Source organism: Erysipelothrix sp. HDW6A (assembly GCF_011400295.1).
In the GTDB taxonomy this organism is placed as follows: domain Bacteria; phylum Bacillota_I; class Bacilli_A; order Erysipelotrichales; family Erysipelotrichaceae; genus Erysipelothrix.
This window is the reverse complement of record NZ_CP049859.1, coordinates 1,325,742-1,351,127: the sequence shown is the minus strand read 5'-3', so window position 1 is coordinate 1,351,127 and position 25,386 is coordinate 1,325,742. Positions and strand designations below refer to the sequence as shown.

The following is a 25,386-nucleotide window of genomic DNA, read 5'->3' as shown; positions in this document are numbered from 1 at the left end:
TATGAAAGATCGAATAGTGACTGCTCTAATTCTCATAGCTGTCTTTGGCTCGGCCTTTCTTATGAATAACCAAGCCCTTTTTTTATTAATCGAAGCCCTTATCTTAGTAGGAGCTTATGAAATTTATCAAGTAAAAAAAGACCAACTTAAACCAATAATCTTTGGAATCATTTTGGCATTTACAATTATTGGTAGTTCGCTATCAATCGGTGATATTCCAGGATATATCATGGTTCTCATCATGACTTTATTCATACTAACTGTAGTCTTTGAATGGTTTAGTTTTGATGATGTAAGTTATATCTTTACAATGATTATGATGCTTACAACAGCTATGATTGCTGTAAACAAAGTACTTGAATACGATCGTTTAGTATTCTTTTACATCTTACTTGCTACATATCTAACAGACACCGCAGCGTTCTTTGGCGGATACTTCTTTGGAAAACATAAATTGATTCCAAGAATTTCTCCTAAGAAAACAGTTGAGGGTGCTGTCATTGGATTTGCAGCATCTGCTATTGGATCGTTCTCGTTTGCATACTTCTTCTTGCAAGCTTACATTCCAATTAAAATTATGATTGCATGTTCCATTGCGATTCCTATTCTTGGACAATTTGGAGATCTTGCATTCAGTCTTATTAAACGTCATTTCAAAATTAAAGACTTTGGAAGTCTCTTCCCAGGCCATGGTGGCGTCTTAGATCGTGTTGATAGCGCAATTTTCGCCCTTTATACGTTCTATATAGTATTAATGTTGTTAGGGTAGGTGCTTATGAATTTTCTAATTAATATCTTAATCTTTGCGTCAGTATTGAGCATTCTTGTATTTGTTCATGAACTTGGTCATCTTATTGCAGCCAAGCGTTTTGGTGTGTATTGCCAAGAATTTGCGATTGGTATGGGACCACAAATCTACAAAATCAAGAAACCACACTGGGAAACAACTTACAGTATTCGTGCATTACCATTTGGTGGTTTTGTATCAATGGCAGGAGAACCAGGTGAAGGTGATATGGGAGTTCCTGAATCACGTACTATGATTGGTATTGCTCGATGGAAGCGTCTCATTATCATGCTAGCAGGAATATTTATGAATCTAGTTCTTGCTATTGTAATATACACAGGTATCTTTGCAGTTCAAGGACATGTCGTTGTTCCGGAAGCAAAAATTCTAACGGTTGTTGCTGATTCTCCAGCCGAAAAAGCAGGGATACAAGTTAATGACCTCATTACAAAAGTTTCTTTTTCAGATGGTACATCTAAAGAAATTAATCATTTCTCTGACTTGCAAGTTGCATTCACTGTATATAAAGACCAAGAAGTCACACTAACAATAGTTCGTGATGGTAGTCAATTAGACCTGCCTATTACTCCTGAATTTGATGCTAAGAATCAAACAAGTGTTATTGGAATCCAAGGACCTAATGCAACTTTAGAAAAAGTTGGAATTATAGAATCATTAAAACTATCTTTCACTCAAATAGGTAAAGATGTATCGCAAATGATTTTCTTACTTACAAGAGTATTTCGAGGAATAGGATTTGAGAACTTGGGTGGACCTATCGCAATCTATGGGGCAACATCGCAAGTTGTTACCTATGGTTTATCGTATTACTTTAATCTTCTAGCATTACTATCAATAAACCTTGCAGTTGTTAACTTATTACCAATTCCTGTCATGGATGGAGGACGTGTAGTACTTACACTAATCGAAATGATTATTCGCCGTCCTATCCCTGAAAAGATTGAAAATGCAGTTATGCTTGCAAGTATGGCTCTAGTTTTAATGTTTTTCATTGCTGTAACATTCAACGATGTTATTCGTAGCTTGCCAATCTAAAATATTAGAGTATTCTCATTCGAAATATTCTAAATAATATGATATAATTTCCTAAAGAGGTGGATTATGACTTACGTTATTTCGCAAACGGAGACAACAGACCAGTGGTACGCTGTCACCGAATTTACAATTCCTGACTTTTCATACACTACAGATATGAGAGTTAGATCTTTATTACGCTCACAACTAAAATCAATAGGTGTTAAACAAACTGAGCCTTTTTATGAATTTATGATCGGTGAGAATGAAGATGATTATATTGAAGTTCTTGCTGTTACAGTTTATGTTGCAATTGAAGAACCTGTAGAAACTGATCTCGATATTGAATATGTTCGAGAAGAGGCAGGTCAAACAATCATTCGAATTGAAGCGGATGATTTTGTGGATGTTCATGCTGGTCTTGCTGAATGGATGCATGACAATGACTGTGTTGCTGATGGTGACATTCGTCGTGTTCTTGTTGAAAATGAAACACGTTATGTGTTTGACTGTCCTGTTCGCAAGGCGGAAGATTAATTTAAAGCAAAAGAAAACTTCGTGTCTCACGAAGTTTTTTTATACCATACAGAATATTATTGCAATAATATGCGATATTGAAGCTGCATTGATAAATAAGTGCCATATAAAGTGGAAGTATTTACGATCCTTTTGAAGATAGAAATAGGTTCCTACTGAATAGAAAACACCACCCAATACAATTAGTCCCATAAATAAGGGTGTGCTATTTTTAAGTAGTTCTGGAATCAATAGAACTGCTACCCAACCCATTACCATGTAAATAGCAACAGATAGCTTAGGCATTGATTTTTTACCTACTGTCTTCTGCAAGATACCGATAATTACCATAGCCCATTGAATGATTACAACCGCATAACGCAACCAGCCATCCAGTACTGTTAAGGCAATAGGGGTATAACTACCAGCTATTGCTACAAATATAAAACTATGATCAAGGATTCTGAAAATGTATTTACTCTTTGTATCATTCTCCATTGAATGATACAGTGTCGAGCCCATAAACATAAAGAATAATGATATGAGGAATATTGCATCACCTGCAACTAACACCCAACCACCACCATGAAATGCTTTCACTGAAGCATAGGGAAGAAAGAAAAGCAATAGTAAAGCCATCACGCCATGAGAAACTGCATTCGCAACTTCTTCACCAAAAGTTAATCTTTTATAATCTTTCATTGATTTATCTTTTTCAGCCATACATGCCTCCGTATTAATCTAATCATTGTAATATTTTAACATAAATTTTCGATCTTTTTGCCATATTTCAAAAACATTACACATTAATCGTGTATTATTGGTTCTAGAACAATGTGTTTTGATCGCTAATATGATAAAATATAAACAATAGGTGATGTAAAAATGAAATTAAACAAATCAAAAATTAAAGTATTAAGTATATCGGTACTTACCATGCTTGTGGTAAGTCTTTTCTCGAGTCAATTCATGGTTAGAGCAGAAGATGATGAACCTAATGCAACAACAATTACTACAGATAAAGCTGGAGAAGTTACAATTCTCGATATTGATACAAGTGAAAATACTGAGGTAGTTTACCTTGACCCAATTGTTGCAGAAGAACCAATTACTGCAATTGGAGGAGAGGGGCTTACTCAAGAAGTCTTTCGAATAATAGAAAAAAGTGGAACTCAAACTGGAATATTAAGACCTAATAAACCAATGAGTTTAACTATGAACGTATACTCAAGTAGTATCGGGGGTAATGTTCTATCATATATATCAGGTTCGATTGCTTATAATGGTGTATTTCCTTTTTACAAACACGAAAATAAACGTTACTTGATTACAATTGCAGGTTTAGAAGGTTGGGTTGATGAAGCTAACTTTGATGCGTATTCAATGGATGAGGTTGCAAATGAAACAGTAACGGCAGTCAACCATTATCAAGTAAATAGTGATGGAAATTTAATTCACTATATTGCGCAAACACATACAGGACAAAACCCTGGCTACTCACCAATTAATAATGGGCCGGCACCAACATATCTTAAAAAGGGAATTAAGTACTACTCAAATGACGGACATTATTTCTATAGTAAAATTGCTTCCATGAACCTTGATTATTCTATGGGTCAGCGCGAAGGAGCAATAAACGCTGGAAGTCCATACTACAACTATTATCAATTCTTATCATACAGAGCTCCATCACAAATCACAGCTGCAAACTTAGACGCATATGCTACAAATAAAAAAGGATATACTGAACGTCCTGTTGTTGGACAAACATTAAAAGCAAATCAGTCGCAACTCTTTAATCTTGGAAATTCATTTATTGATAATGCGAAGAGATATGGTCTTAATCCATTATTAACTTATGGAATAGCAATCAACGAGAGTGCTTGGGGTCGCAGTAATATTGCCATTAAATATAATAACTTATTTGGACATGCTGCATATGATTCTTATCCGGAAGGTGCTAATGGTTATCCTTCGGTAGAAAATAGTATTCATTATCATAATCAAAGATTTATGAACTGGTTATATTTGGATCCTACAAACTTTGCCTATTATGGTGGATTTGTAGGAGACAAACAAGCTGGTATGAACGTTAAATATGCTTCTGACCCATTTTGGGGCGAGAAAGCTGCGCAGTTCTATTATGAGTTAGATCGAGCTTATAACAATGTAGATTACAATAAACAGACTCTTGCAGTATCAAACTATGAAAACGTACCTGTATATCGCGAGAAAGATTCTAAATCAAAAGTTGCATATAAACTTAACCGTAAAGATTTAAGTGTGCTTATAATGAGTATTGAAGAAGGCGAAATGCATAACAATTCAAAAATATGGTATAAAATAGCGAGTGATCCAGTTCTTGAGGATGATCGAACATTAATGGATGTAAAACCAGGAAACGCTCATAGAGAAGCTTACTATGATATGAATAAGCATTACTTCTATGTTCACTCTTCTGATTTAACAATAATCTCAAATGGAAAAGGGATTGGACAAATGCCTGAAGGTGAAGTGAAACCACAAGGTAAAAAAGGTGATTTAAATAATGATGGATTGATTAACATCAGTGATATGATGGTCATTCGTCGACACATACTAAATATTAAACCATTAACAGGTTTTGATTTAATCGATGCTGATTTAAATAATGACGGACAACTAAACATTAGTGATATGATGGTTATCCGTCGTCACATTCTCGGCATCAAACCGATAGATTAGGTGGATATGATGAAAAAAATTCTTAAATTTCTTATAGCAGCTGTAGTAATGATGCTTATTCCTATCAATACAGTTGAGGCTGCCTCAAGTGTAAGTATTTCTAAAACAACTTTAAAGCCAAATGAATCAGCGACAGTTACTATACGAGAGTCTGATTCTCAAGGTATGGTACAAGGGACAATTACAACAACTGGTTCAATTTCTGCTTCTGCATCTAGTTTTGCGGAAGCAACAAATACATTTTCATTTAGTGTTAGAGCAGGATCTTCGGGTTCAGGAACAGTTTCTATTGTTGGCTTTAGTGAAGATTTGAATGGGAAGAAGTATCCATTTAACAAAACCTATACAATCACAATAGTGGCGACAACACCAGAACCAGAGAAGCCTACAGCTCCAAACAAACCTACTACTCCTCAAAAGCCTGCTGAACCAACAGGTCCAACAGCAGAGGAAATAGCACAGGCTGAGAAAGAAGCAAAACAAAAAATTCCGCTCATTAGTAAGATTGAACTTATTTCTAACTCAACAGCACACACTGGAACGGTCATCAATACTATTGAACCAAGTGAGAACACTTGGGAATACGAGTATTCACTTCCAAAACGAATCAATAAATTCAATTTAGAAGTTACGGGTACTTCAGACAGTGTTGTTCTTACGTATGATAAAGAATATGAGTTTGCAGAAGGTGAAACTGAACCAAAGGCAATTACTATTCGAGCAGTTAGTGATGATATTACTCAAGAATATACATTGAAAGTTTCACCAGATACTTCAACACCATTAGAAGTAACCGTTGGTGAAACGAAACAACAAGTGTTCGAAGATAAAATCATTGATGAGTTTATGACAGCGCGTGGGTTTACAGTTGAATCATATGAGAATGATTCAGAAGTAGCTGTTCCATACTATGCGATTGATGACATTAAGTTACAACTCTTAGTTGATACAGATAGCAACGTAAAATGGTACCGTATGGGTGAATCAAACAATCCTACAGAAAAAGTTGCATTAGTATTTGATGCAGATGATAAACCATTAATTGTTGTTGAAGCTCCGGAAGAAGAACAAAAACAAACAGTTCGTGAAGTTTCTTATAAAGAGAAAGAATTCGAAGTTCCTACTGAGCTCAAGAATGTTGATTCTTCATTAAAATGGGATAATAAATATTCTGCTTGGTCAACTGACGAAGGGGATATCGTTCAAGCTTTAAGAACTAATACAGAATCTGATAAATTCAGAATTAGTCCAGAAAAAGATGTCGTTGCAGCTGTTGTATCATTTGATCAAATTAATACATCAATGTATCAATGGTGGGCATATATCTCAACTGGATTACTTGTAGTTGTAAGTGCTGCATTCATTCTTTATATTAATAAAAATAATAAACTTAAGAAGTCAGCTTTATAGTAATTAAACAAGGTGTGATAAGTGAACAGTGTTTTCGTTAACATAAGTCCTTATTGCATCTTTTTATTCGTTAATTTCACGAGAATTCATCACAAAGATAGTGTGATATATGGTAAAATTGATAAGAGGTGGAAACATGCAATCTAAATTAAAATCATTACTAATAAACTTAACTCTTGTAATAGCGATTGTTGTTACAGTATGGATTGCTTATGTTGGCTTTATAGGTGGTCCTGCACGGGCCTATGAGAAAGAAGACGTTAACTATGTTCAAGCTTTCTTAGAATCAAAGAAATATGATTCGGCACAGTTGTTGAATCGGTTTTCTTTTGATCAAGTATATTATATTGTTCAGTATAAAAATAAAAGTGAAGAAAAAATTGCTTGGTTCAGTAAAGACTTTAAGAAACAAGGAAACCATGCATTGGTATCAAATGATACAGTTTTAGATTTTGCGAAAAGACATGATCTGTCAGCAGATAAAATACATTTTGGAGTGTTTGAGGACAAGCTTGTGTTTGTTTACAAGAACGGATCCAAAGAAGTGTTTTATGACGTTGATTCGTTAGAATTAGTTTACAGTAGGGAGTGATTGATTTGGTATGGTGGAAAAAATCGTATATTAATCGTCGTGATTGGATATTAGAAAATCAAGGAAGTTTAAAGTTAAGTCCTCAAAGTTTAATGATTACCTTGATGATTGATTTTATGAATGAGAACAACGAAAGTATTTCTCTTGAAACTTTAGCTAAACGTAGTGGTTTAGAAATTGAAGAAGTCGATACAACAATTCAAAACTTAATTAACTCAATGATTCTTCAAGTTTCAGTCATGAATCAATCTATAGAGTTTAATCTTGATAACTTATTTAAAAATGGTGTAATTTACGAACATGTTGATGAAGATATCTTTGGTGTCTTTGAAACAGAATTTGGTCGTTTACTAACACAAGCGGAGTTACAAACTCTTAACACATGGTTGCGACGTTATACAGAAGAAGAAATACTTGACGCGCTTCGTAGTGCAATGATGTATAAGAAAATGTCAATGCAATACATTAATGCAATTCTGGTTAATAAAACAGAGGAGAAACGAGTATGACAATTCTTGAGGTTCTTGAAATCCTTGACAAAGAGTTTCCAGACACACAGGGAGAATTGGATTATACGACTCCATTTCAATTGTTGATTGCAGTGATACTCTCAGCACAGACGACAGATGCAGCGGTCAATAAAGTTACTGTTGAACTGTTTGAAAAGTATCCTGATGCTTATGCTTTATCACTTGCAAAGCAAGAAGATATTGAACCAATACTAAGTACGATTGGTTTGTATCGTAACAAGGCTAAGTTCATTATTAACTGTTCGAAACAGTTAGTTGATGAGTTTGATGGTGTTGTGCCTAAGACTCGTGAAGAACTAATGACCTTAGCAGGAGTTGGTCGTAAAACGGCCAATGTCGTCCTTTCTGAAGGTTTTGGTATTCCAGCCATTGCAGTTGATACTCATATTGAACGTGTCGCTAAGAGGCTGAAACTAGCGTATAAGAACGATTCAGTTGAAGTTGTTGAAAGAAAGCTTATGAAAAAAATACCTGAGGATTTATGGGCTCGTGCTCATTTACTATTGCTACTTTTTGGTCGTTATTATTCGACTGCACGAAATCATGAAGATCCTTATGAAATATTAGAACGATTAAAGGAGAAACATCAGTTATGAGAGATTTGAATTTAGAACAAGTGAATACATGGGTTCATGGATCACTCAAAGGAAAAGGATTCATACAAGGTGTTCAAGTAGATAATCGGAAAATTACACGAGGAGATCTCTTTGTTTGTCTACGAGGAGAAAAAGTCGATGGGCATACATTTGCTCAGAACGCTGTTGATCAAGGTGCTGTAGCTCTTATTGTTGATCGTTATCTCGATATCGATGTTCCTCAAATATTAGTTAAAGATACTTTAGAAGCTTTAAGACTCTTTGGTAGATTATACCGTAATTCTTTAAATGCAACATTTATTGGTATTACAGGAAGCAATGGAAAGACATCAACAAAAGATATACTATTCAGTATATTCTCACGAGTTGGTAAAACAATTGCTACACATGCTAACCAAAACACCGAGATAGGTACATACTTAAACCTCTTTAGAATGGATTATGATACAGAGTACGGTATCTTTGAAATGGGATTGGATATGCCAAATGATGTTCGTTTGATGACATCAATCGTTAAGCCTGATGCAGCGCTTGTCATGAGTTTAGCACCGACACACATCGTTAACTTTAGAGATGAACAACATATTGCTGAAGAGAAATTCGCAATATTTGCAGCTGTTGTGAACGATGACGCGAAGTTTTATCAAGGAGACTTTGAATTGTATCGTAATCTCGATCGTGGATACCACACTTTTGGTTTTAATGAATCCAATGAAACAATCGTTAGTGATGTTAAGTCTGATAATAATGGTATTGAGTTTAAAGTGAATGGTACACCATATTCCTGCAACTTATTAGGAGCTCATCAAGCAAGTAATTGTGCTGGAGTGATTGCATTAGCTCGTAAATTAGGTGTTGATGATGTTGATATTCGTGAAGGACTGAATCATGTAGCCTTAACGTCACTTCGTACAGAGCTAGTTGAGAAAGATAAGTCACTAGTGTTATTGGATGCTTATAAATCAAATCCTATCAGTGCAATTTATGCAATTGAACTCTTAAAAAACTACGATTATGAAGGACCTCGTGTTGCCGTTCTAAGTGATATGGTAGAACTTGGAGATAACTCTGTTGAACATCATATTGAAGTACTTGAAGCACTTGAAAAATATGAAATTGCAGAAGCATATTTGTACGGTCCAGAATTTAAACAAGCACTTACACGGTATACTCTAGACAATGTACATGTTCATCATTATGATACATTTGAAGCATTGTATAGTGATGTGCAAGGCTTATTTAAAGCTAAGCAAATGATATTAATTAAAGGGTCGCGTTATTATTCTCTAGAGCGACTTATGAAAGAGGCATAATATGAAAAAGAATATAGCATTAATTTTCGGTTCGATAAATAGCGAACATGATGTTTCGGTAGCTTCTGCTGCTTCTGTATTAGAGCATTTTCCGTTAGATAAATATGATTTAAGTCTTATTTATATTGCGAAAAATGGTACATGGTATACTGGTGATTACTCACTGGATGCTATGAAAGCTAATGAATTAGATGGACACAAAGAATTACTTCTTAAATTTGACTTTAAAAACCCTGGATTTGTAGAACGTGAATCAGGTGTAGAACTTCATATTGATGGAGCGTTTATTATGCTTCATGGTCGAATGGGTGAGGGTGGAGAGATTCAAGGACTACTACACAGTGCAAATATTCCGTTTACTGGATGTGATGTCTTATCTTCCGCACTTTGTATGGATAAGTACTATACACATGTTGTTTGTGAAGCTAATGACATTCCAATGGCACAATACCAACTCATCACTAAAGAAGATACAGTTGATGCATCATCAATTTCATATCCTGTGATTGTTAAACCCAATAGAGAAGGTTCATCATTTGGTGTTACATTTGTACCGGATGAGAAATCACTTCAAAAGGCAATTGACTTTGCGCTAGAATACGACTCACATATCCTTATTGAAGAGTATATCAAAGGTACTGAAGTTGGTCTTGGAATCCTTAAAACTAAAAATGATTATGTAATTAGTGAAGTAGACCAAGTAAACGTTTCCGGAGATATCTTTGATTTCTCAGAGAAATATCATCCTCACAGCACTGAAACATTACCAATATCAATATTCCCTGAAGAAGTACGTAAACAAGTTCAGGCATATGGTGCGAAAGTTTTTGATTTACTAGCATGCTATCAATTCGCGCGTCTTGATTTCTTTGTGACAGACGATCATAAAATTTACTTAAATGAAGTTAATACAATTCCTGGATTCACGAGCTCATCCCGTTATCCAAAGATGTTAGCTGGTAAAGGTGTTGATTTTACAAGTCTTATTACTAAGATGGTGGAAGATATCGTATGTTAGAAAGTGTTCAAGCAATTGTTGATGAGGGAATAATTCTTGAGAACACAAAGCTTCTTAGAAAAACATTAAATCAAGAAACTAAAATCATAGCAGTTATTAAAGCGAATGGTTATGGTTTAGGTATTACTGAAGTAGCTCATACCTGTGAGAAACTTGGAATTGATATTCTTGCTGTTCTTGATGTTTATCAAGCCAAACAGTTAAGAGATGCAGGGATTACATCGCCCATTTTATTATTGGGAGCAACCATTGAAAGTGACTTTAATTATCTTCATGAATTAGATTTAATTCAGGTCATTTTTGATTTAGATTTCGCTAAACGACTTAATTCATATGCTTTATCAAAGAATTTAAGGATAAAAGGGCATGTTAAGGTTGATACTGGACTTAATCGTCTTGGAATGCGCTCTGTAGATGATATAGAGGCGTGTTACCATCTTAATGGTCTTGATATTCAAGGAATCTATTCACACTTTGTAGAGGCTCAAAACGGCGAAGGGGACGCATTAGAGTTTTCCAAACTTCAAATAGAACGTTTTAATTTAGTACTTGAAAAACTTCGTTCTAAAAACATTGAGGTAGGGATGACTCACATGCAAAACAGTCCATCAATACTTCAGTTTGGAGATCTTGGTTATGATGCTGTCCGTTGTGGAATGATACTCTTTGGTTTATTCCACCCAAGTCAGTTAGAAAGTGCGTATTCTCTAGGTTATCGTTGTTGTCTCCGTTTAGAAACTCGCATAGCAATGATTCATACAGTCTACCCAGGTGATTTTATTGGATATAGTCGATCCTATGCAGTAACAAAAGAAATGAAGATTGCTACAATCTCATCGGGATACTGTGATGGTGTGATGAAAGCATTATCGCTTAATGGTGGTTCAGTTATTGTTAATGGAAAAGCATGTAAGATACTTGGAGACATTGCGATGTCGCAGTTTATGATTGATGTAAGTGATGTAGAATGTCAGGCAGAAGATGTTGTTGTAATCTTTGGAGATGAGAACCAATCTATTTATGATTATATTCGTATCACAGGACAATCAATAAATGAACTAATTAGTCATTTACGTTACACAATACCAAGACGTTATATTAATACAATTTAGATCTTCAAACGAAGATCTTTTTTTATGAAGAAAAACTCCACACCTTTCGATGTGGAGTTAAGCCTTATTTCGTTAATATAATGATATTTTTTTGGAATCGTGTACTTAACATGAATGATTTTACGGTAGTGCCATCAATCTGATACCCAGTAATGAGCGCATCATCTGACAGAGAATCCAAATTAGATATTGTCATTAAAGTTCCATATAAATCTTTAAACTGTTTTACTGTTAATCCTGTATTAATTTTAGTATCCGCAACAGTTAGGGTTAATTTTGTTTTAATTAACTCTTCTTTGGTCATTGATTTACCAGAGATGTTTGGGGTGACTTTTAGAGTCACTCCAAACTGATTGCTTGATTGTTGATACGAGATTGCAGGTTGTTCCATTCCATTGTCCTTTGCCCAGTTAATAACTAAGCCAGAAGCTTGACCTGTAAAGTCAGGAACAGAAATAGTATTTGCTTTTACTTCAATCTTTGAACATTTTTGATTCGATTGGATATTTGGTGCTTTATCAAATGTATAGTATGAACATACTTCTACAGAGGATGTATCGTTTGGTAAAGAGATTGTTAATGAGTGATTTTCCTCATCGGTCTTCAGCTCTTCATAAAGTGCACCATTAACTTTTACATCTGTCTTGTATCGAACCGCTCCATAAATCCATGACTCATCGTAAAGACGTGTACCGGAGTATGTTCTTCCGTTGATACTGTCTTTCATCTCTAGAGTTGCATCTGCTTCAATTAATTTCTCTGCATCAGGATATGGTGTTAAACCAACATTGATCTTGAGTTCATTACCAATCTGTTCAGCAGTCACATTTTGTGTTTCTAATGAAGATAAATCTTGTGGAGTTGCAGATGTTAAGGTAGCGTGTTTCTTAAGAACTTTTCCTGTTGAAATTAAATCTGGGTTCATATTTTCAAGTGGAGTTTGATAAGGGAAGAATCCTTTGATATGTGTTATTGACACTACATCACTTGGTTGACTCATTCCTTTTCCTGGTCCATAACTGTTTGCAAGTAAGTCTAGAATGTAACTATTCAAATTACCAGGTAAGTTGAAATTCTTTTCTTGAGGACTGAAGTATGTTTGTAATTCTTTGTCAAGTTCTTCAAAACCATTCCAGGTGGCAATGGTGAAATCACTTGTAGCTGCAATCATAAGTCGATCTATACCAGCTCCTACTGGGATGTTGAATTTGGATGCTTGTTTGTCATCTGCTTCAACTGTACCTGTTTTCGCATAAGTAGGGTAGCTGCGTCGCAATACACGAGCGTAAGTTGTGTCGAGAACTTCTCGCATTTTTTCAGCGGTGAGATAAGCTGCTCCAGGAGATAATACTTGGACTGGAGTGTAATCAGGTTCAATTGTATCAGTACCATCTAGGAACTCTATTTTTGTAACTGTATGTGGTTTGATATATTGACCTTCATTAAAGATAGATGCTGTAGAACCTGCTATTTGAATGGTATTTACATTTAATGGATCGTTACCAATCGCAAATGGAACTGTCACATCAGTTATGTTATCACTTGTAACTAAACCTATTTCTCTTAAGTATTCGAGATATTTCTCATTTCCAATCGCTTCACGTACATCCATGAGTGCTTTAATTGCAGGAATGTTTCGAGAGTCTGAAATAGCTCGGCTTAAAGTTATGTGACCTTCGTGACGACTATCCCAGTTTTTCCAAGAAATTCCGTAGTAACTAATAGGTTCATCTGTAATAAGATGATCGGATGCCCATCCTAAGTGTTCAAATGCAGGTGCATAGACAACGATAGGTTTCAATGTAGAACCAGGAGAGCCAACTCTATTTGCTGCTAAGTTTGACATACGTTGTCCGTTGTAATCGTAACGACCAACAGTTCCGATAATTTCTCCGGTTTTATTATTAACAATTGTTGAAGCAACTTGTTGGATACTCTTGTCAGATACAGTGAGCATGTTCAAGTTTGCAATTTCTCGGTTTTGAACCTTGTCGAGACCACTTTGCACATCTCGGTTAAGGTTAGTATGGACCTTCATAGCTAAATTTGAAGGGATATCTTTAGTATCCTCTGGAACTAACTTATGTTCTTTAAGTAAATCAAGAACTTCAGAATAGGCTAGGTCAATATATGATTGATAAGGTTGAGATCCTTCGTAACTTAATCTATTTTCTGCTAGTAAATCTTCAATTTTTACATTTCGAGCAACATTGTATTCTTCTTCTGAAATATATCCATGATAGTACATGTTATAGACAACACGTTGTGTTTCTCGGTTTGCTGCTGTGATGTTTTGGTATGGAGAATATGCATTAGGCGCGTTAATAACTGCAGCCATAAATGCTGACTCTACAGTATTCAATTCGCTTGCTGATTTTCCAAAGTAAGCTTGTGCGGATTTTTCTACACCAAGTGTATTGTTACCAACACCGAAGTTTACTTTATTAAGGTAGAGTTCTAAAATTAGTTTCTTACTTAATACACCTTCTTTTTCAAATTTTTGAGAAAGGAAGATCTCAACTAATTTACGATCAATACCACCTAAACCACCTTTAGCTTCTTCTGTTTGTTCTCCAGAACTACCGTCTTTAACGAAAGCGGTGTTTTTAATAAGTTGCATTGTGAAAGTTGATCCACCTTCACCCAAACTAAGTTTTCCGGTTTTTAAAGTATCAAATACGTTATTGATGAGCGCCATTGTGAAACGAGGCACATCAAATCCGTTATGAACAAAGAAACGAGAATCTTCAGCAGAGACAAAGGCATCGATGAGCGAATTAGAAAGTTCGTCATAAGAAATATTATCTCGATACTTATTGGATAACTCAAAATAGGATTCCCCATTAGCATCTAAGAAGTTTGTTGAAGGGGGATCTACGAAATCTTGTTGGGTTAATGATGTAAATTGCTCTTGGTTAGCCAGTTTTAGCGTATGCGTTACTAATACTGTAGCGACAGCTAATCCTATAACTGTAATAACTATTAAAATAGAGGCAACAATACGCTGTCCAAAGAACGGTGACCGTCCTTTTTTCTTCTTTTTAGGATTGTTTGGATTTTCTGACTTATTTTTCTTTAGTGACTTAATAGATTTAATTTCTAAAGTTCTATCGTCATTATTGTTCTTTTTGGTCATAATTACTCCTTTTCAGATAGTACTTGATTGAGTACTGTAATGTAATCGCATGGAATTTGATAGGATTGTGGTACCAAATACCCATGTTTCTTTATCCATGATAAAGGTAAGGAACGTGATTTCTCGGAATCAAGATACGGAAGAAACTCACGAGCTAATATTAAGTAGGTTTCATCAAATGAATTGAATCGTATAACAAGAAAGGCAATCGCACCATGTCGATGAACGTTTCTTAAATGGTCAATTTGATGTTGATGAAGTGAAGATAAAGGAAATAAAGTTTTGTTTTTAGTTTCTTTAGCTTCAAAGTCTAGGGCATAAGATCGATAAACACCTTGATAATCGGTAGTCGATGCTTGCCTAAAATAAGCTTCAGTAATCTTTGCTTTATTTCGAGCAGGGTAGTCAACGTTGACGATTTGAATGGGTGTTGGCTTTTTATGCACAACAGCAGTATCTTTAATAAGATAATGATTGTTAGAGGTGTTGATATCTTCTTCAAGACTCATTCCTCTTCGACTTGTTACTTTACTATTTGCAGGTCGTTGATATACTTTTTTACTCCCTGGATATTGAATCATAAAATCACCATTGTTATTATACTATAAATTCTCACATTTGTTTACTTTATTAATGTGGGAAGTTTTGTTTAATGCGCTTGAAGAAGCACACATAATTTGAGATAATAGACCAAGAGGTGAGAATATGGCACAGAAACTAACAATTGATGAAATCATGGAAAAAGAATTTCATGTTGATTTTAAAGGTTATGAAGCATTAGAAGTTGATCAATTCTTAGATGAAGTAATTCAAGATTATAATTACTTTACAGAACTCATAAAAGAACAACAAGAGTTACTTAAACGATATGAAGACTCACTTGCTCAACAGAAGCGAGTAATCTTAGAACTTGAAGGAAAATCACGCAATCAAAGCAATCAAGTTCCAAGTCAATTCAGTCATGTAGATATCTTAAAACGTATCTCACGTCTTGAAGAAGTTGTATTTAAAGACAACAAATAGTAAAAAAAACATACACGAAAGATAATCGCTGCAGTAATGTAGAGGAAAGTCCATGCTCGCACCGCCTGTGATGGTGGTAGTGTTTGTGTCTGATGAAACCATAAGTCAGAGCATAGAGGCATCTATGACGGCAGATCGAAGTCCTAAGGGAAACTATGGATAACGACTTGAAAGTGCCACAGTGACGAAGTCTCTATCGAAAGGTAGAGAGTGGAACGAGGTAAACCCCATAAGCGAGAAACCCAAAATTGGTAGGGGAGCTTGTTGGAGCAAATCGAAGCAACAACAAGACGCGTAAGCGTAGATAAATGATTATCATTAACAGAACATGGCTTATTGAGTGTATATGCATTAAAGGAGTATAGCTCCTTTTTTATTGATTTTCTTGTCACAATAATCTCAAAAATGATTGATTGCTAAATGTATCTTTGATTGGTATAATTTAGCTGTATGACTTTTGATAGGAGGGATCGTATTGGAGAGACTGGGTAGTGTATTAAAAGAACGTCGACTCGAATTAAATCTTACATTAGAAGATATGAGTACTAAAACCAAATTATCAGTTCCTCAACTACAGGCAATTGAAGAAGGTAATATTTCATTCTTTAAAGAAGATTTATCATACTTAAATTACTTTGTAAGATATTATGCAAATGCATTAAATGTTAATTATGACGAAATTAGAGATATTTTAGATGATGCAGTAACCAATTATACAGACGCTATTAATCTTTCACAGATTCAAAAGAAAGAAGAAATAAGTTCTAGTGTAAGGGAAAAAACGAAACAAAACCCATCGCGTAATAGTGGAATGAATCGTGCAAAACCAAGTTATCGAAAAATTGATATACCAACACTTGGTCTTTTAGTTCTTGCAATTGCTATTATAGCTGGGATGATTTTAGTTGGTGTAAAATGGATTATTCCTATGATTGGATCTACAGATCCGATTACACCACCACCAATTGTAAATCCGAATCCAGACAAAGAAGAGGATAAAACATCAGAAGAGGGAAATTCACAAACACCTGAATCACCTGAAACACCGGATCAAAAGTATGTAGTGACTAAGATAGATGCTACAACTTATGAAATTAAAGGTTGGTCTCCTCAAGAAGAGTTTAAGTTTGGTGTTAATATACAAAACCGTTCTTGGATGCAATTCCTTGAAAATAGTAAGATTCTTGCCGAACCGAAGTCAATCATCTATGAAAATGGTGCTACCATTGATGTTTCTGTAGTTGCAGAGAAAGATAAAGTCTTTATTATTAATTTTGGTTATTTTTCAGGAAACACAATTACATTAAATGGACAAACAATTGAAACAGATAAGAGTATCTTAAATAAAGATATTGTTAAGATTACATTTAGATTTACTGAGGGAGTATAGAATGAATATTGCGAATAAATTAACCGTTTTTAGAATTATTTTAATACCGGTAATTGTTCTTGTGGAATTATTTCCCTATGAGCAATTCGGGATTCAAATACCATACTTTGTTATAGAACATATAACATTGTCACTTAAGAATATTATTGTGCTCGTGTTGTTTGCAACCGCAGCTATTACTGACTTTATTGATGGATACTTAGCTCGTAAGTATGACATGATTACAGTTTTTGGTAAATTCTTAGATCCAATTGCTGATAAGTTACTTGTAAATACATTGTTTATTATTTTTGCTTTCAGAGGAACAGTTCCTGTAGTAGCAGTTCTCTTGATGATATGGCGTGATACGATTGTTGACGCAGTTCGTATGCTTGTATCACAAAAAGGCCTTGTAATGGCTGCTGGATACCTTGGTAAAGTTAAAACTGTTGCCCAAATGATTGCTATTATTCTAATTCTTATGAATAATCTTCCATTTGAATTATTCTCAATTCCACTTTCAACCATCCTCGTATGGTTTGCGACATTAATGTCAGTGATGAGTGGAGCGTCTTATGTGATTCAAGCCCGATCATATTTAGTTGAAAGTATGTAGGGAAAACGATAGTTCATGTTGTATTTTATTGTAAAGGAGACATAATGGCTAACGATAATAGAGATAAAGTGCTTGATGAAACAATTAAGCAAATAGAAAAGCAATTTGGTAAAGGTTCAATCATGAAACTAGGGGACCGAGCTTCAGTTGATATTGATGCAATTAGCTCGGGATCATTAGCTTTAGATGCTGCACTTGGTATTGGTGGATATCCTAAAGGTCGTATTATCGAAATTTACGGTCCAGAATCCAGTGGTAAAACAACTCTAGCGCTCCATGCTATTGCAGAAGTCCAAAAAACAGGTGGGAAAGCAGCTTTCATTGATGCTGAAAATGCGATTGATCCAATTTATGCACGTAATTTAGGTGTTAAAATTGACGAACTAATCTTATCTCAACCAGATTCAGGAGAACAAGCATTAGAAATTGTTGATGTTCTTGTACGAAGTGGAGCGGTTGATTTAGTAGTTGTTGATAGTGTTGCTGCACTTGTACCACAAGCAGAGCTTGATGGCGAAATGGGCGACTCTAACATCGGTTTACAGGCACGTATGATGTCAAAAGCAATGCGTAAACTAGCAGGTCCAATGAACCGCGGTAATTGTACTGCAATCTTCATTAACCAATTACGTGAAAAAGTTGGAATTATGTTTGGTAACCCTGAAACAACACCAGGTGGTAGAGCTTTAAAATTCTATTCATCTGTTCGTCTTGATATTCGTCGTTCCGAACAAATCAAACAAGGTACGGATGTTGTTGGTAATAAAGCCAACATTAAAGTTGTTAAAAATAAAGTAGCACCTCCATTCAAGGCAGTTCAAGTTGAAATTGTCTATGGTAAGGGTATTTCCTTTATTGGAGAAGTTATCGACTTAGGTTCAGAGTTCGATATTATTAACAAGAGTGGATCATGGTATTCATACAATGGTGAAAAAATCGGACAAGGACGTGAAGCAGTACGTACTTATCTTGAAGATAATCCAAAAATATTGGATGAAGTTGCTGCTCAGGTAAGAGAAAGAATGATAGTTAAAGATAAAACAGAAGAGGCTTAAATGCTTCTTCTTTTTTATAGGAAGATAAAACTATCTATTATCAAAAGTAACGATATATGGTTGAGAAAAAGCTATAAATAAAGTATTATATAAGTATGTTAGGAAACTAACTTTTGAAAAAGAAAGAGGAGTATTATGAATGATATATTATTATACTCCATCATAACCGGTATTAGCGTATTTGTAGTGATGATTCTGGCGATGGTCATCATGAACAAATTAGGAATGAATCGTTCAAAACAGCAAGCAGAATCAATCGTTGATGATGCAAAAGAAAAAGCTGAAAATATGACACGTCAAGCGCAGCTTGAAGCAAAAACTCATGCTTATGAAGTAAAATTAAATGCTGAGAAAGAAGCACAAGAAAAACGACAAGAACTACAAGAGGTAGAAAGTCGTTTAGAACGTCGTGATGAAAATCTCAATATGCGTGATGCAAATTTAGTTTCTAAAGATAAGGAACTTCAAGAAAAGCAACGTGTTTTAGAGGTGAAAAATTCAAAACTGGATAAGATGGAAGAAGCATTAAACGAACGTATGGCTGTTCAATTGGAAGAGCTTGAACGTATAGCATCAATGCCTGCATCGGAAGCTAAGAAAGAATTGTTTGAAATTGTTGAAAAACAAATGGAACATGAAGTATTGGCATACATTCGTGAGCAAGAAGATCAAGCGCATCAGCGTTCAGAAGAAATTGCTCGTAATATCATCGCACTAGCTATTAATCGTTATGCTCAAGAAGAAACAACACAGCGTAACTCAACTACTATTACATTACCAAATGAAGAAATGAAAGGACGTATTATTGGTCGTGAAGGACGTAATATTCGTGCATTTGAAAATGCTACGGGTGTTGACTTACTGATTGATGATACTCCAGAAGTTATTACATTATCATGTTTCGATCCAATTCGTCGTGAAGTGGCTCGTATGGCTTTAGACACATTACTAACAGATGGTCGTATTCAACCAGGTCGTATTGAAGAAGCAGTTGAGAAAGCTCGTAAAGAGTTAAATCAAATCATTCAAAAGACTGGTCAAGAAACATTGTTTGATTTAGGAATCAGCAAAGTAGATAAAGAAATCGTTCATGTAATTGGACGTTTGAAATATCGTTATTCATATGGTCAAAATGCTTTAGCACATAGTATTGAAGTAGCAAACTTAGCAGGTATGATGGCAGCCGAACTTGGTTTAAGTCAAAAACTTGCGAAGCGTGCTGGTTTACTTCATGACATTGGTAAAGGTCTTGACTTCGAAATGGAAGGTTCTCACGTTGAACTTGGTGTAAGACTTGCTAAGAAACATAAAGAACATCCAGTCGTTATTAATGCAATCGCTTCTCACCACGGTGATACAGAAGCAACAAGTGCAATTTCTGTTTTAGTTGCTGCTGCAGATACATTAAGTGCTGCACGCCCAGGTGCTCGTTTCGAGTCCTTTGAAAACTACATTCAACGTCTTGAAGATCTTGAAGCAATCGCAATTACACAAGAAGGTGTACAACGAGCATTTGCTATTCAAGCAGGTCGTGAACTTCGTGTTCTTGTTATTCCTGAAGAAGTTGATGACTTACAAACAGTTAAAATGGCACGAACAATTCGCCAAGAAATTGAAGAAAAACTTACCTATCCAGGTCAAGTTAAAGTTACTGTTATTCGTGAGTTGCGTGCTACGGAGCTCGCTAAGTAATGCGTATTCTATTTATAGGAGATATCGTAGGTTCAAGTGGTCGACAAATTGTTGTTGACCACTTAAGCACGATTAAGGACAAATATAACATAGATTTTACCATTGCGAATGCAGAGAACAGTGCACACGGTAAAGGTATAACTAAGAAAATTTATCATCAATTAAAGAATGCAGGTACCGACTGCATGACAATGGGAAACCATAGTTTTGCAAAGCGAGAAATATTCGATGATTATGATGAATGTGAAGACTTACTTATTCCGGCAAATATAGAACCTTTAGACTTTGGTAATTTCTATAAGATTTATCAAGTTAAAGGTAAATCGATTTGTGTTGTTAATCTCTATGGTGAAGCATTTATGAATCGGGTAGGGGATCGTCCTTATCCATACATGGATGAAGTACTCGAAGAAACACAGTGTGATTATTACTTCGTTGACTTTCATGCCGAATCAACGAGTGAAAAAATGTTGTTTGCTCATGTATACCAAAATGATGTTGATGCAGTTGTAGGGACACATACACATGTTCAGACAGCTGATGAGAGATTGATTGGAACCTGTGCATACATAACAGACGTTGGAATGTGTGGTGCTAAGGAAAGCATTATTGGTAGAGATGTTGAAGAACTCTACAACAATGTCATCCTTGGTGAACGAACACGTTTTGAAGTTGCTAATGGAGAAGCTTTTTTAAACGCTGTAATAATTGATGTTGATGATGAAACAATGACATCTACAGCTATTACACGCTTAAACTTGTAAAATACCAAGGTGTACTTGGTATTTTTAATGAAGAAACACGCAATCTAGTGTATAATATACACAATGAGATCAACCGTGTTTTATAAGGAGTAATTATGGAAAAAATTAAATTTCTCGAACTGGGAGGCCTTGATGAAGAGGGACGTAACCTTTCAATTGTCGAGATTGATGATGAAATGTACATCATCGAAGTTGGGATAAAATATCCTCAGGCAGAACAACTTGGAGTTGAAGTTGTTTTACCTGACTTTACGTATATTAAACAGAATAAAGAAAAACTCAAAGCAATCTTCATCACACATGGACATGAAGACGTTATGGGAGCATTGCCTTATCTCTTAAAAGAAGTAAATGCACCAGTCTATACAACACCATTGATTGCTTTAATGATTGAAGACAAATTGAAAAAAGCTCGTGTTAAAAACACGAAGATTTTTAAGATTAAACGTGATAGTCGATTTAAAATAGGTAGCCGTCAATGTGTTTCATTCGGAGTAACTCACTCCATACCAGATTCATTTGGTATCGCAATTAACACAGAATCAGGCTACATTGTTCATGCTAGTGAGTTCATGATTGACTTTAACATCCAACAGACTGGTTTTACTACAGATGTCGCAAACATCTCAGAACTTGGTAAAAAGGGTGTATTCATGCTCATTGCGGAATCAGGCTATGCTAAGAAAGAAGGTTTCACATCACCTAATCATCGTATTGCAAGCCGTCTTGAACGAGTTTTCGAGTCAACAGATAGCCGAATTATCGTTACATTATATGACCAAAATGTTTTCCGTTTAATCGAAGTTATTGAAATGGCTCATCGATTTAAACGTAAGATATATTTCTATGATGATAAAGTTCGTCATATCTTAAAACACTTAAACAAATTAAATTATTTTACACTTCCAAATGGTATTGAAATTAGTGATAAAGAATTTGATAACAATGAAGAAAATGTAGTTGTAATTGTATCGGGTGTTGGTCCTGAAGTGTTTGAGAAGATGACAAGCATCTCAATGGGAGCTGACAAGAAAGTTGAAGTTCGCGAAACAGATAGTGTTATCATCGCGTCTCCAGAAGTACCAGGCACAGAAAATAAAGCTGGTATGATGGTTGATGAGCTTTTCAAAGATGGCGTTGCAGTTACAAATATGAGTTACAAACAAGTTCTTGCAATGCATGCATCCATTGAAGATTTAAAAATGATGATTTCATTATTAAAACCTAAATACTATGTACCTGTTAAAGGCGAGTATCAAAACCTTGTAGCGAATGCTGATGTAGCAATCGAAATGGGTATTATGCCTACAAACATTGTAATCTTAGACAATGGTCAAATCGCTGAATTCCATGATGGTCGTTTAAAGTCTACATCTGAAATTCTTAAACTAGAAGATGTCTTAATTGATGGTAAAGATCATTTAGATAGTTCAGGACTTGTGTTGCGTGATCGTCAAATCTTAGCGACAGATGGTGCTATCATCGTAGGTATGGTCATTAACCAAAAAACAAAACAAATCTTAGGTGGACCGGATGTACAATCTCGTGGTCTTATTTACTTAAAAGATGCTGATAATATTGTTAGCGAGATTGGAAAAATCTTAGAAAATACGATTATTACTATGGTAAAAGAAAAGAAATATACTAACATTGATGCGCGTAATGAAGCAAGAGATGGCATCTCTAAATTCATTTACAAGCAAACAGGAAAGAGACCGATGGTCTTGCCTGTAATTATTGAAATTAATGTCTAATTGAGGTGATTGTGTGGCAAAAAAGAAAAGACAAACGAAAGCAAGCATACAAAAACGTAAAGAAATCATAATTTTCGGTGTGTGCATTGCATTGATTGGATTTTCCTTAATCGGTTGGTTTCGTTTAGGATTTATTGGAGCAGTAATTGATAATAGTATGAGAGTTGTTATTGGACAATATACCATTCCATACTACATTCTTATTATTGTGATCTTATTGTTATATCTAATACGACCTGATGCATTTGAACGTTCTCCAATCTTTTGGATTGGAATAACGCTTCTAAGTATGAGTGTTATCTTATTACAATCTTTAACATTTGATCGTAGTTTGATAGGAATACCATTAATACAAATGTTCTTCAAGGAAATTCCTGTAATATTTAGTAATCCGAGTGCAAATGCATTTGGAGGTTTAGTTGGAGCTGTTTTATATGGCTTATTATCATTCTTACTCGATCGAGAAGGGGTTATTATTTTCATATTTGTGTTCTTCTTAATCGCAATGGGAATCCTTATTACACCAACTAAGTTATTTGAACCAGTATCAAAAGGAGCTAAAAACTCTAAGTCATGGTTTGAACGTCATAAAGAACGTCGTGAGGAATCGAAAAGTAAGAAAGAACTGGAAACATCTGTTGATGCAATGATTGACAGTAATTACGAAGAAGTTCGTGCTAACTTTGTTTCTTTAGATGAGGCTGAGAAAAAAGAAACTCCAGTTGTTAAAGATACACATAAAGATAGTAGTCTCTTCATGACTCTTGATGATGAACTAGAAGTTCAAAAAGAAGATACAGCAATTGTTGAACCACTTTCCAAAGAAAGTGAAGAGGTCAAAAAAGATGATGAAGTTGTTAGTGTACCATCAAATGCAGTTGCTAACTATTCTAATTATCGAGTACCTCCTTTAACACTTCTAGAATCCCAAAAAGGTGGTACGCGTTCATCTGCGAATGCAGGGAGTGCTAAAGCTAAGGCTGACCGTCTAATTGCAGTTCTTAAACAGTTTGGTATTGAGGCTACTCTAATTGATATTCATATTGGACCTGCAGTTACGAAGTTTGAATTAAAACCAGATAGTAACGTTAAAATATCAAAAATTTCTTCAATCCAAGATAACTTAATGATGGAACTTGCAGTAAAGACCTTGCGTATTGAAGCGCCAATTCCTGGTAAAAGTGCTGTAGGAATCGAGATTCCAAACGTAGAAATGATTCCAGTTAAGATGCGTGAAGTGATCCAACAAACTACAAACTTTAACGATCCAAACAATATTAATGTTGCTCTCGGTAAAGACCTTATGGGTAAACCAATTGTTGTATCCTTAAATAAAATGCCGCACTTACTTGTTGCTGGAGCTACAGGTAGTGGTAAATCTGTATGTATGAACTCAATCATTACATCCATTCTATTAACTAAAAAACCAGATGAATTAAAGCTTCTCTTAGTTGATCCTAAGAAAGTAGAATTTACACCTTATGTGGAAATTCCTCATTTAATTGGTCCTGTAATATCTGATCCAATGCAAGCGTCGATGGCTCTTAAGGTTATCGTTGATGAAATGGATTTACGTTATGAAACATTCTCTAAGACAGGGGTTCGTAACATCGGTAGCTATAATGAGAAAGTTCAACAATTCCCACAAGAAGGCTTAAAACGGATGCCTTGGATTGTAGTGATTATTGATGAGCTCGCTGATCTAATGGCTGTAGCTGGTAAAGAAGTCGAAACAAGCATTCAAAGAATTACGCAGTTAGCTCGTGCGGCTGGAATTCACTTAATTGTTGCTACTCAAAGACCGTCTGTAGATGTTGTTACAGGGATAATTAAAGCTAATATTCCGTCACGTATTGCATTTGCAGTATCAAGTTCTGTCGATTCCCGTACAATCCTTGATTCTACAGGAGCTGAGAAACTACTTGGTTATGGAGATATGCTTTATATTCCAATGGGAGAACCTCATCCAACACGTGTACAAGGTGTTTATGTCAGTGATGATGAAGTTCGTCGTGTTGCACAAAGAAGTAGTGATCAAGCCAAACCAACATTTGATGATGCCTTTATAAAATTAGATGGTGTTGATGGAAATCATGGAATCGTAGATTCAATGGATGATCCTTTATACGAAGAAGCTAAAGACTTTGTTGTTCGTGAACAGAAAGCCTCTACTTCATTACTACAAAGAAGGTTTAAAGTAGGGTATAACCGTGCTGCTAACCTAATTGATGCTCTTGAACAAAACGGTGTAATTGGTCCTGCTAATGGCAGTAAGCCAAGACTAGTGTTTGTACAAGCTGCAGAAGAGATTGAATAATCTAATCAAGGAATGATTTTCATCATT

The 25,386-nt window shown here is 35.2% G+C and carries 22 protein-coding genes and 1 other RNA gene; 20 read left to right on the top strand and 3 right to left on the bottom strand.

Annotated features, from left to right (window positions below; all coding sequences use genetic code 11):
* The first annotated feature begins 1 nt into the window (after position 1).
* The 3 genes from G7059_RS06875 to G7059_RS06865 all read left to right on the top strand — a co-directional run bounded on the left by G7059_RS06875 (position 2) and on the right by G7059_RS06865 (position 2,359).
* Positions 2 to 769, top strand: coding sequence for a phosphatidate cytidylyltransferase (locus G7059_RS06875; RefSeq protein WP_166081349.1), 768 nt, complete (start codon positions 2 to 4; stop codon positions 767 to 769).
* 6 nt (positions 770 to 775) lie between these two features.
* Positions 776 to 1,843, top strand: a complete 1,068-nt coding sequence (gene rseP / locus G7059_RS06870; protein WP_166081348.1) for an RIP metalloprotease RseP — start codon at positions 776 to 778, stop codon at positions 1,841 to 1,843.
* A gap of 66 nt (positions 1,844 to 1,909) precedes the next feature.
* On the top strand, positions 1,910 to 2,359 hold the full coding sequence (locus G7059_RS06865) for a hypothetical protein (RefSeq protein WP_166081347.1): 450 nt from the start codon (positions 1,910 to 1,912) through the stop codon (positions 2,357 to 2,359).
* A 39-nt stretch (positions 2,360 to 2,398) separates the two neighbouring features.
* On the opposite strand, the gene G7059_RS06860 is transcribed toward G7059_RS06865, so the two are convergent.
* Entirely contained in the window at positions 2,399 to 3,061 is a 663-nt protein-coding gene (locus tag G7059_RS06860) for a hemolysin III family protein (RefSeq protein WP_205700192.1), read from the bottom strand.
* Between the two features lie 162 nt (positions 3,062 to 3,223).
* Here G7059_RS06860 and G7059_RS06855 point away from each other — a divergent pair, with 162 nt between their 5' ends.
* The 8 genes from G7059_RS06855 (at position 3,224) to alr (ending at position 11,633) form a co-directional block, all read left to right on the top strand.
* Entirely contained in the window at positions 3,224 to 5,062 is a 1,839-nt protein-coding gene (locus G7059_RS06855; protein WP_166081346.1) for a glucosaminidase domain-containing protein, read from the top strand.
* A 9-nt stretch (positions 5,063 to 5,071) separates the two neighbouring features.
* Complete coding sequence (locus tag G7059_RS06850; protein ID WP_166081345.1) at positions 5,072 to 6,472, top strand: hypothetical protein; 1,401 nt, start codon at positions 5,072 to 5,074, stop codon at positions 6,470 to 6,472.
* Positions 6,473 to 6,608: 136 nt separating this feature from the next.
* Complete coding sequence (locus tag G7059_RS06845) at positions 6,609 to 7,064, top strand: transporter (protein ID WP_166081344.1); 456 nt, start codon at positions 6,609 to 6,611, stop codon at positions 7,062 to 7,064.
* 5 nt (positions 7,065 to 7,069) lie between these two features.
* On the top strand, positions 7,070 to 7,573 hold the full coding sequence (locus G7059_RS06840) for a DnaD domain-containing protein (protein WP_240920462.1): 504 nt from the start codon (positions 7,070 to 7,072) through the stop codon (positions 7,571 to 7,573).
* Complete coding sequence (gene nth, locus G7059_RS06835) at positions 7,570 to 8,190, top strand: endonuclease III (RefSeq protein ID WP_166081343.1); 621 nt, start codon at positions 7,570 to 7,572, stop codon at positions 8,188 to 8,190. Before G7059_RS06840 ends, nth begins: the two co-directional genes overlap by 4 nt.
* Positions 8,187 to 9,503: a UDP-N-acetylmuramoyl-tripeptide--D-alanyl-D-alanine ligase gene (murF, locus tag G7059_RS06830; protein WP_166081342.1), complete on the top strand. Its 1,317-nt coding sequence runs from the start codon at positions 8,187 to 8,189 to the stop codon at positions 9,501 to 9,503. Before nth ends, murF begins: the two co-directional genes overlap by 4 nt.
* Position 9,504: 1 nt before the next feature.
* Positions 9,505 to 10,521 carry a D-alanine--D-alanine ligase family protein gene (locus tag G7059_RS06825; protein WP_166081341.1) on the top strand — a complete coding sequence of 339 codons (1,017 nt, stop codon included), beginning with the start codon at positions 9,505 to 9,507 and terminating at the stop codon, positions 10,519 to 10,521.
* Positions 10,515 to 11,633, top strand: a complete 1,119-nt coding sequence (alr, locus tag G7059_RS06820; RefSeq protein ID WP_166081340.1) for an alanine racemase — start codon at positions 10,515 to 10,517, stop codon at positions 11,631 to 11,633. Before G7059_RS06825 ends, alr begins: the two co-directional genes overlap by 7 nt.
* Positions 11,634 to 11,697: 64 nt before the next feature.
* On the opposite strand, the gene G7059_RS06815 is transcribed toward alr, so the two are convergent.
* The gene (locus G7059_RS06815) at positions 11,698 to 14,769 is read right to left on the bottom strand and encodes a transglycosylase domain-containing protein (protein WP_166081339.1); all 3,072 of its coding nucleotides are present in this window, start codon (positions 14,767 to 14,769) and stop codon (positions 11,698 to 11,700) included.
* A gap of 2 nt (positions 14,770 to 14,771) precedes the next feature.
* Positions 14,772 to 15,350 carry a Holliday junction resolvase RecU gene (recU, locus tag G7059_RS06810; RefSeq protein ID WP_166081338.1) on the bottom strand — a complete coding sequence of 193 codons (579 nt, stop codon included), beginning with the start codon at positions 15,348 to 15,350 and terminating at the stop codon, positions 14,772 to 14,774.
* 124 nt (positions 15,351 to 15,474) lie between these two features.
* Between recU and G7059_RS06805 the strand changes: the two genes are divergently transcribed.
* The 9 genes from G7059_RS06805 (at position 15,475) to G7059_RS06765 (ending at position 25,359) form a co-directional block, all read left to right on the top strand.
* Positions 15,475 to 15,792 (top strand): DivIVA domain-containing protein, encoded by a 318-nt coding sequence (locus G7059_RS06805; protein WP_166081337.1) that lies wholly within the window; start codon positions 15,475 to 15,477, stop codon positions 15,790 to 15,792.
* A 12-nt stretch (positions 15,793 to 15,804) separates the two neighbouring features.
* Positions 15,805 to 16,131, top strand: an RNA gene (rnpB, locus tag G7059_RS06800) — RNase P RNA component class B.
* 136 nt (positions 16,132 to 16,267) lie between these two features.
* Positions 16,268 to 17,182, top strand: a complete 915-nt coding sequence (locus G7059_RS06795) for a helix-turn-helix domain-containing protein (RefSeq protein ID WP_166081336.1) — start codon at positions 16,268 to 16,270, stop codon at positions 17,180 to 17,182.
* Position 17,183: 1 nt separating this feature from the next.
* Entirely contained in the window at positions 17,184 to 17,777 is a 594-nt protein-coding gene (pgsA, locus tag G7059_RS06790; protein ID WP_166081335.1) for a CDP-diacylglycerol--glycerol-3-phosphate 3-phosphatidyltransferase, read from the top strand.
* Positions 17,778 to 17,821: 44 nt separating this feature from the next.
* A complete protein-coding gene (gene recA, locus G7059_RS06785; RefSeq protein ID WP_166081334.1) occupies positions 17,822 to 18,832 on the top strand; it encodes a recombinase RecA in 1,011 nt (336 codons plus the stop codon).
* A 135-nt stretch (positions 18,833 to 18,967) separates the two neighbouring features.
* Positions 18,968 to 20,524: a ribonuclease Y gene (gene rny / locus G7059_RS06780; protein WP_166081332.1), complete on the top strand. Its 1,557-nt coding sequence runs from the start codon at positions 18,968 to 18,970 to the stop codon at positions 20,522 to 20,524.
* Complete coding sequence (locus tag G7059_RS06775) at positions 20,524 to 21,288, top strand: TIGR00282 family metallophosphoesterase (protein ID WP_166081331.1); 765 nt, start codon at positions 20,524 to 20,526, stop codon at positions 21,286 to 21,288. The genes rny and G7059_RS06775 overlap by 1 nt, the downstream gene beginning before the upstream one ends.
* 95 nt (positions 21,289 to 21,383) lie before the next feature.
* Positions 21,384 to 23,042: a ribonuclease J gene (locus G7059_RS06770; protein ID WP_166081330.1), complete on the top strand. Its 1,659-nt coding sequence runs from the start codon at positions 21,384 to 21,386 to the stop codon at positions 23,040 to 23,042.
* A 13-nt stretch (positions 23,043 to 23,055) separates the two neighbouring features.
* Positions 23,056 to 25,359 (top strand): DNA translocase FtsK, encoded by a 2,304-nt coding sequence (locus tag G7059_RS06765; RefSeq protein WP_166081329.1) that lies wholly within the window; start codon positions 23,056 to 23,058, stop codon positions 25,357 to 25,359.
* Positions 25,360 to 25,386 lie beyond the last annotated feature (27 nt).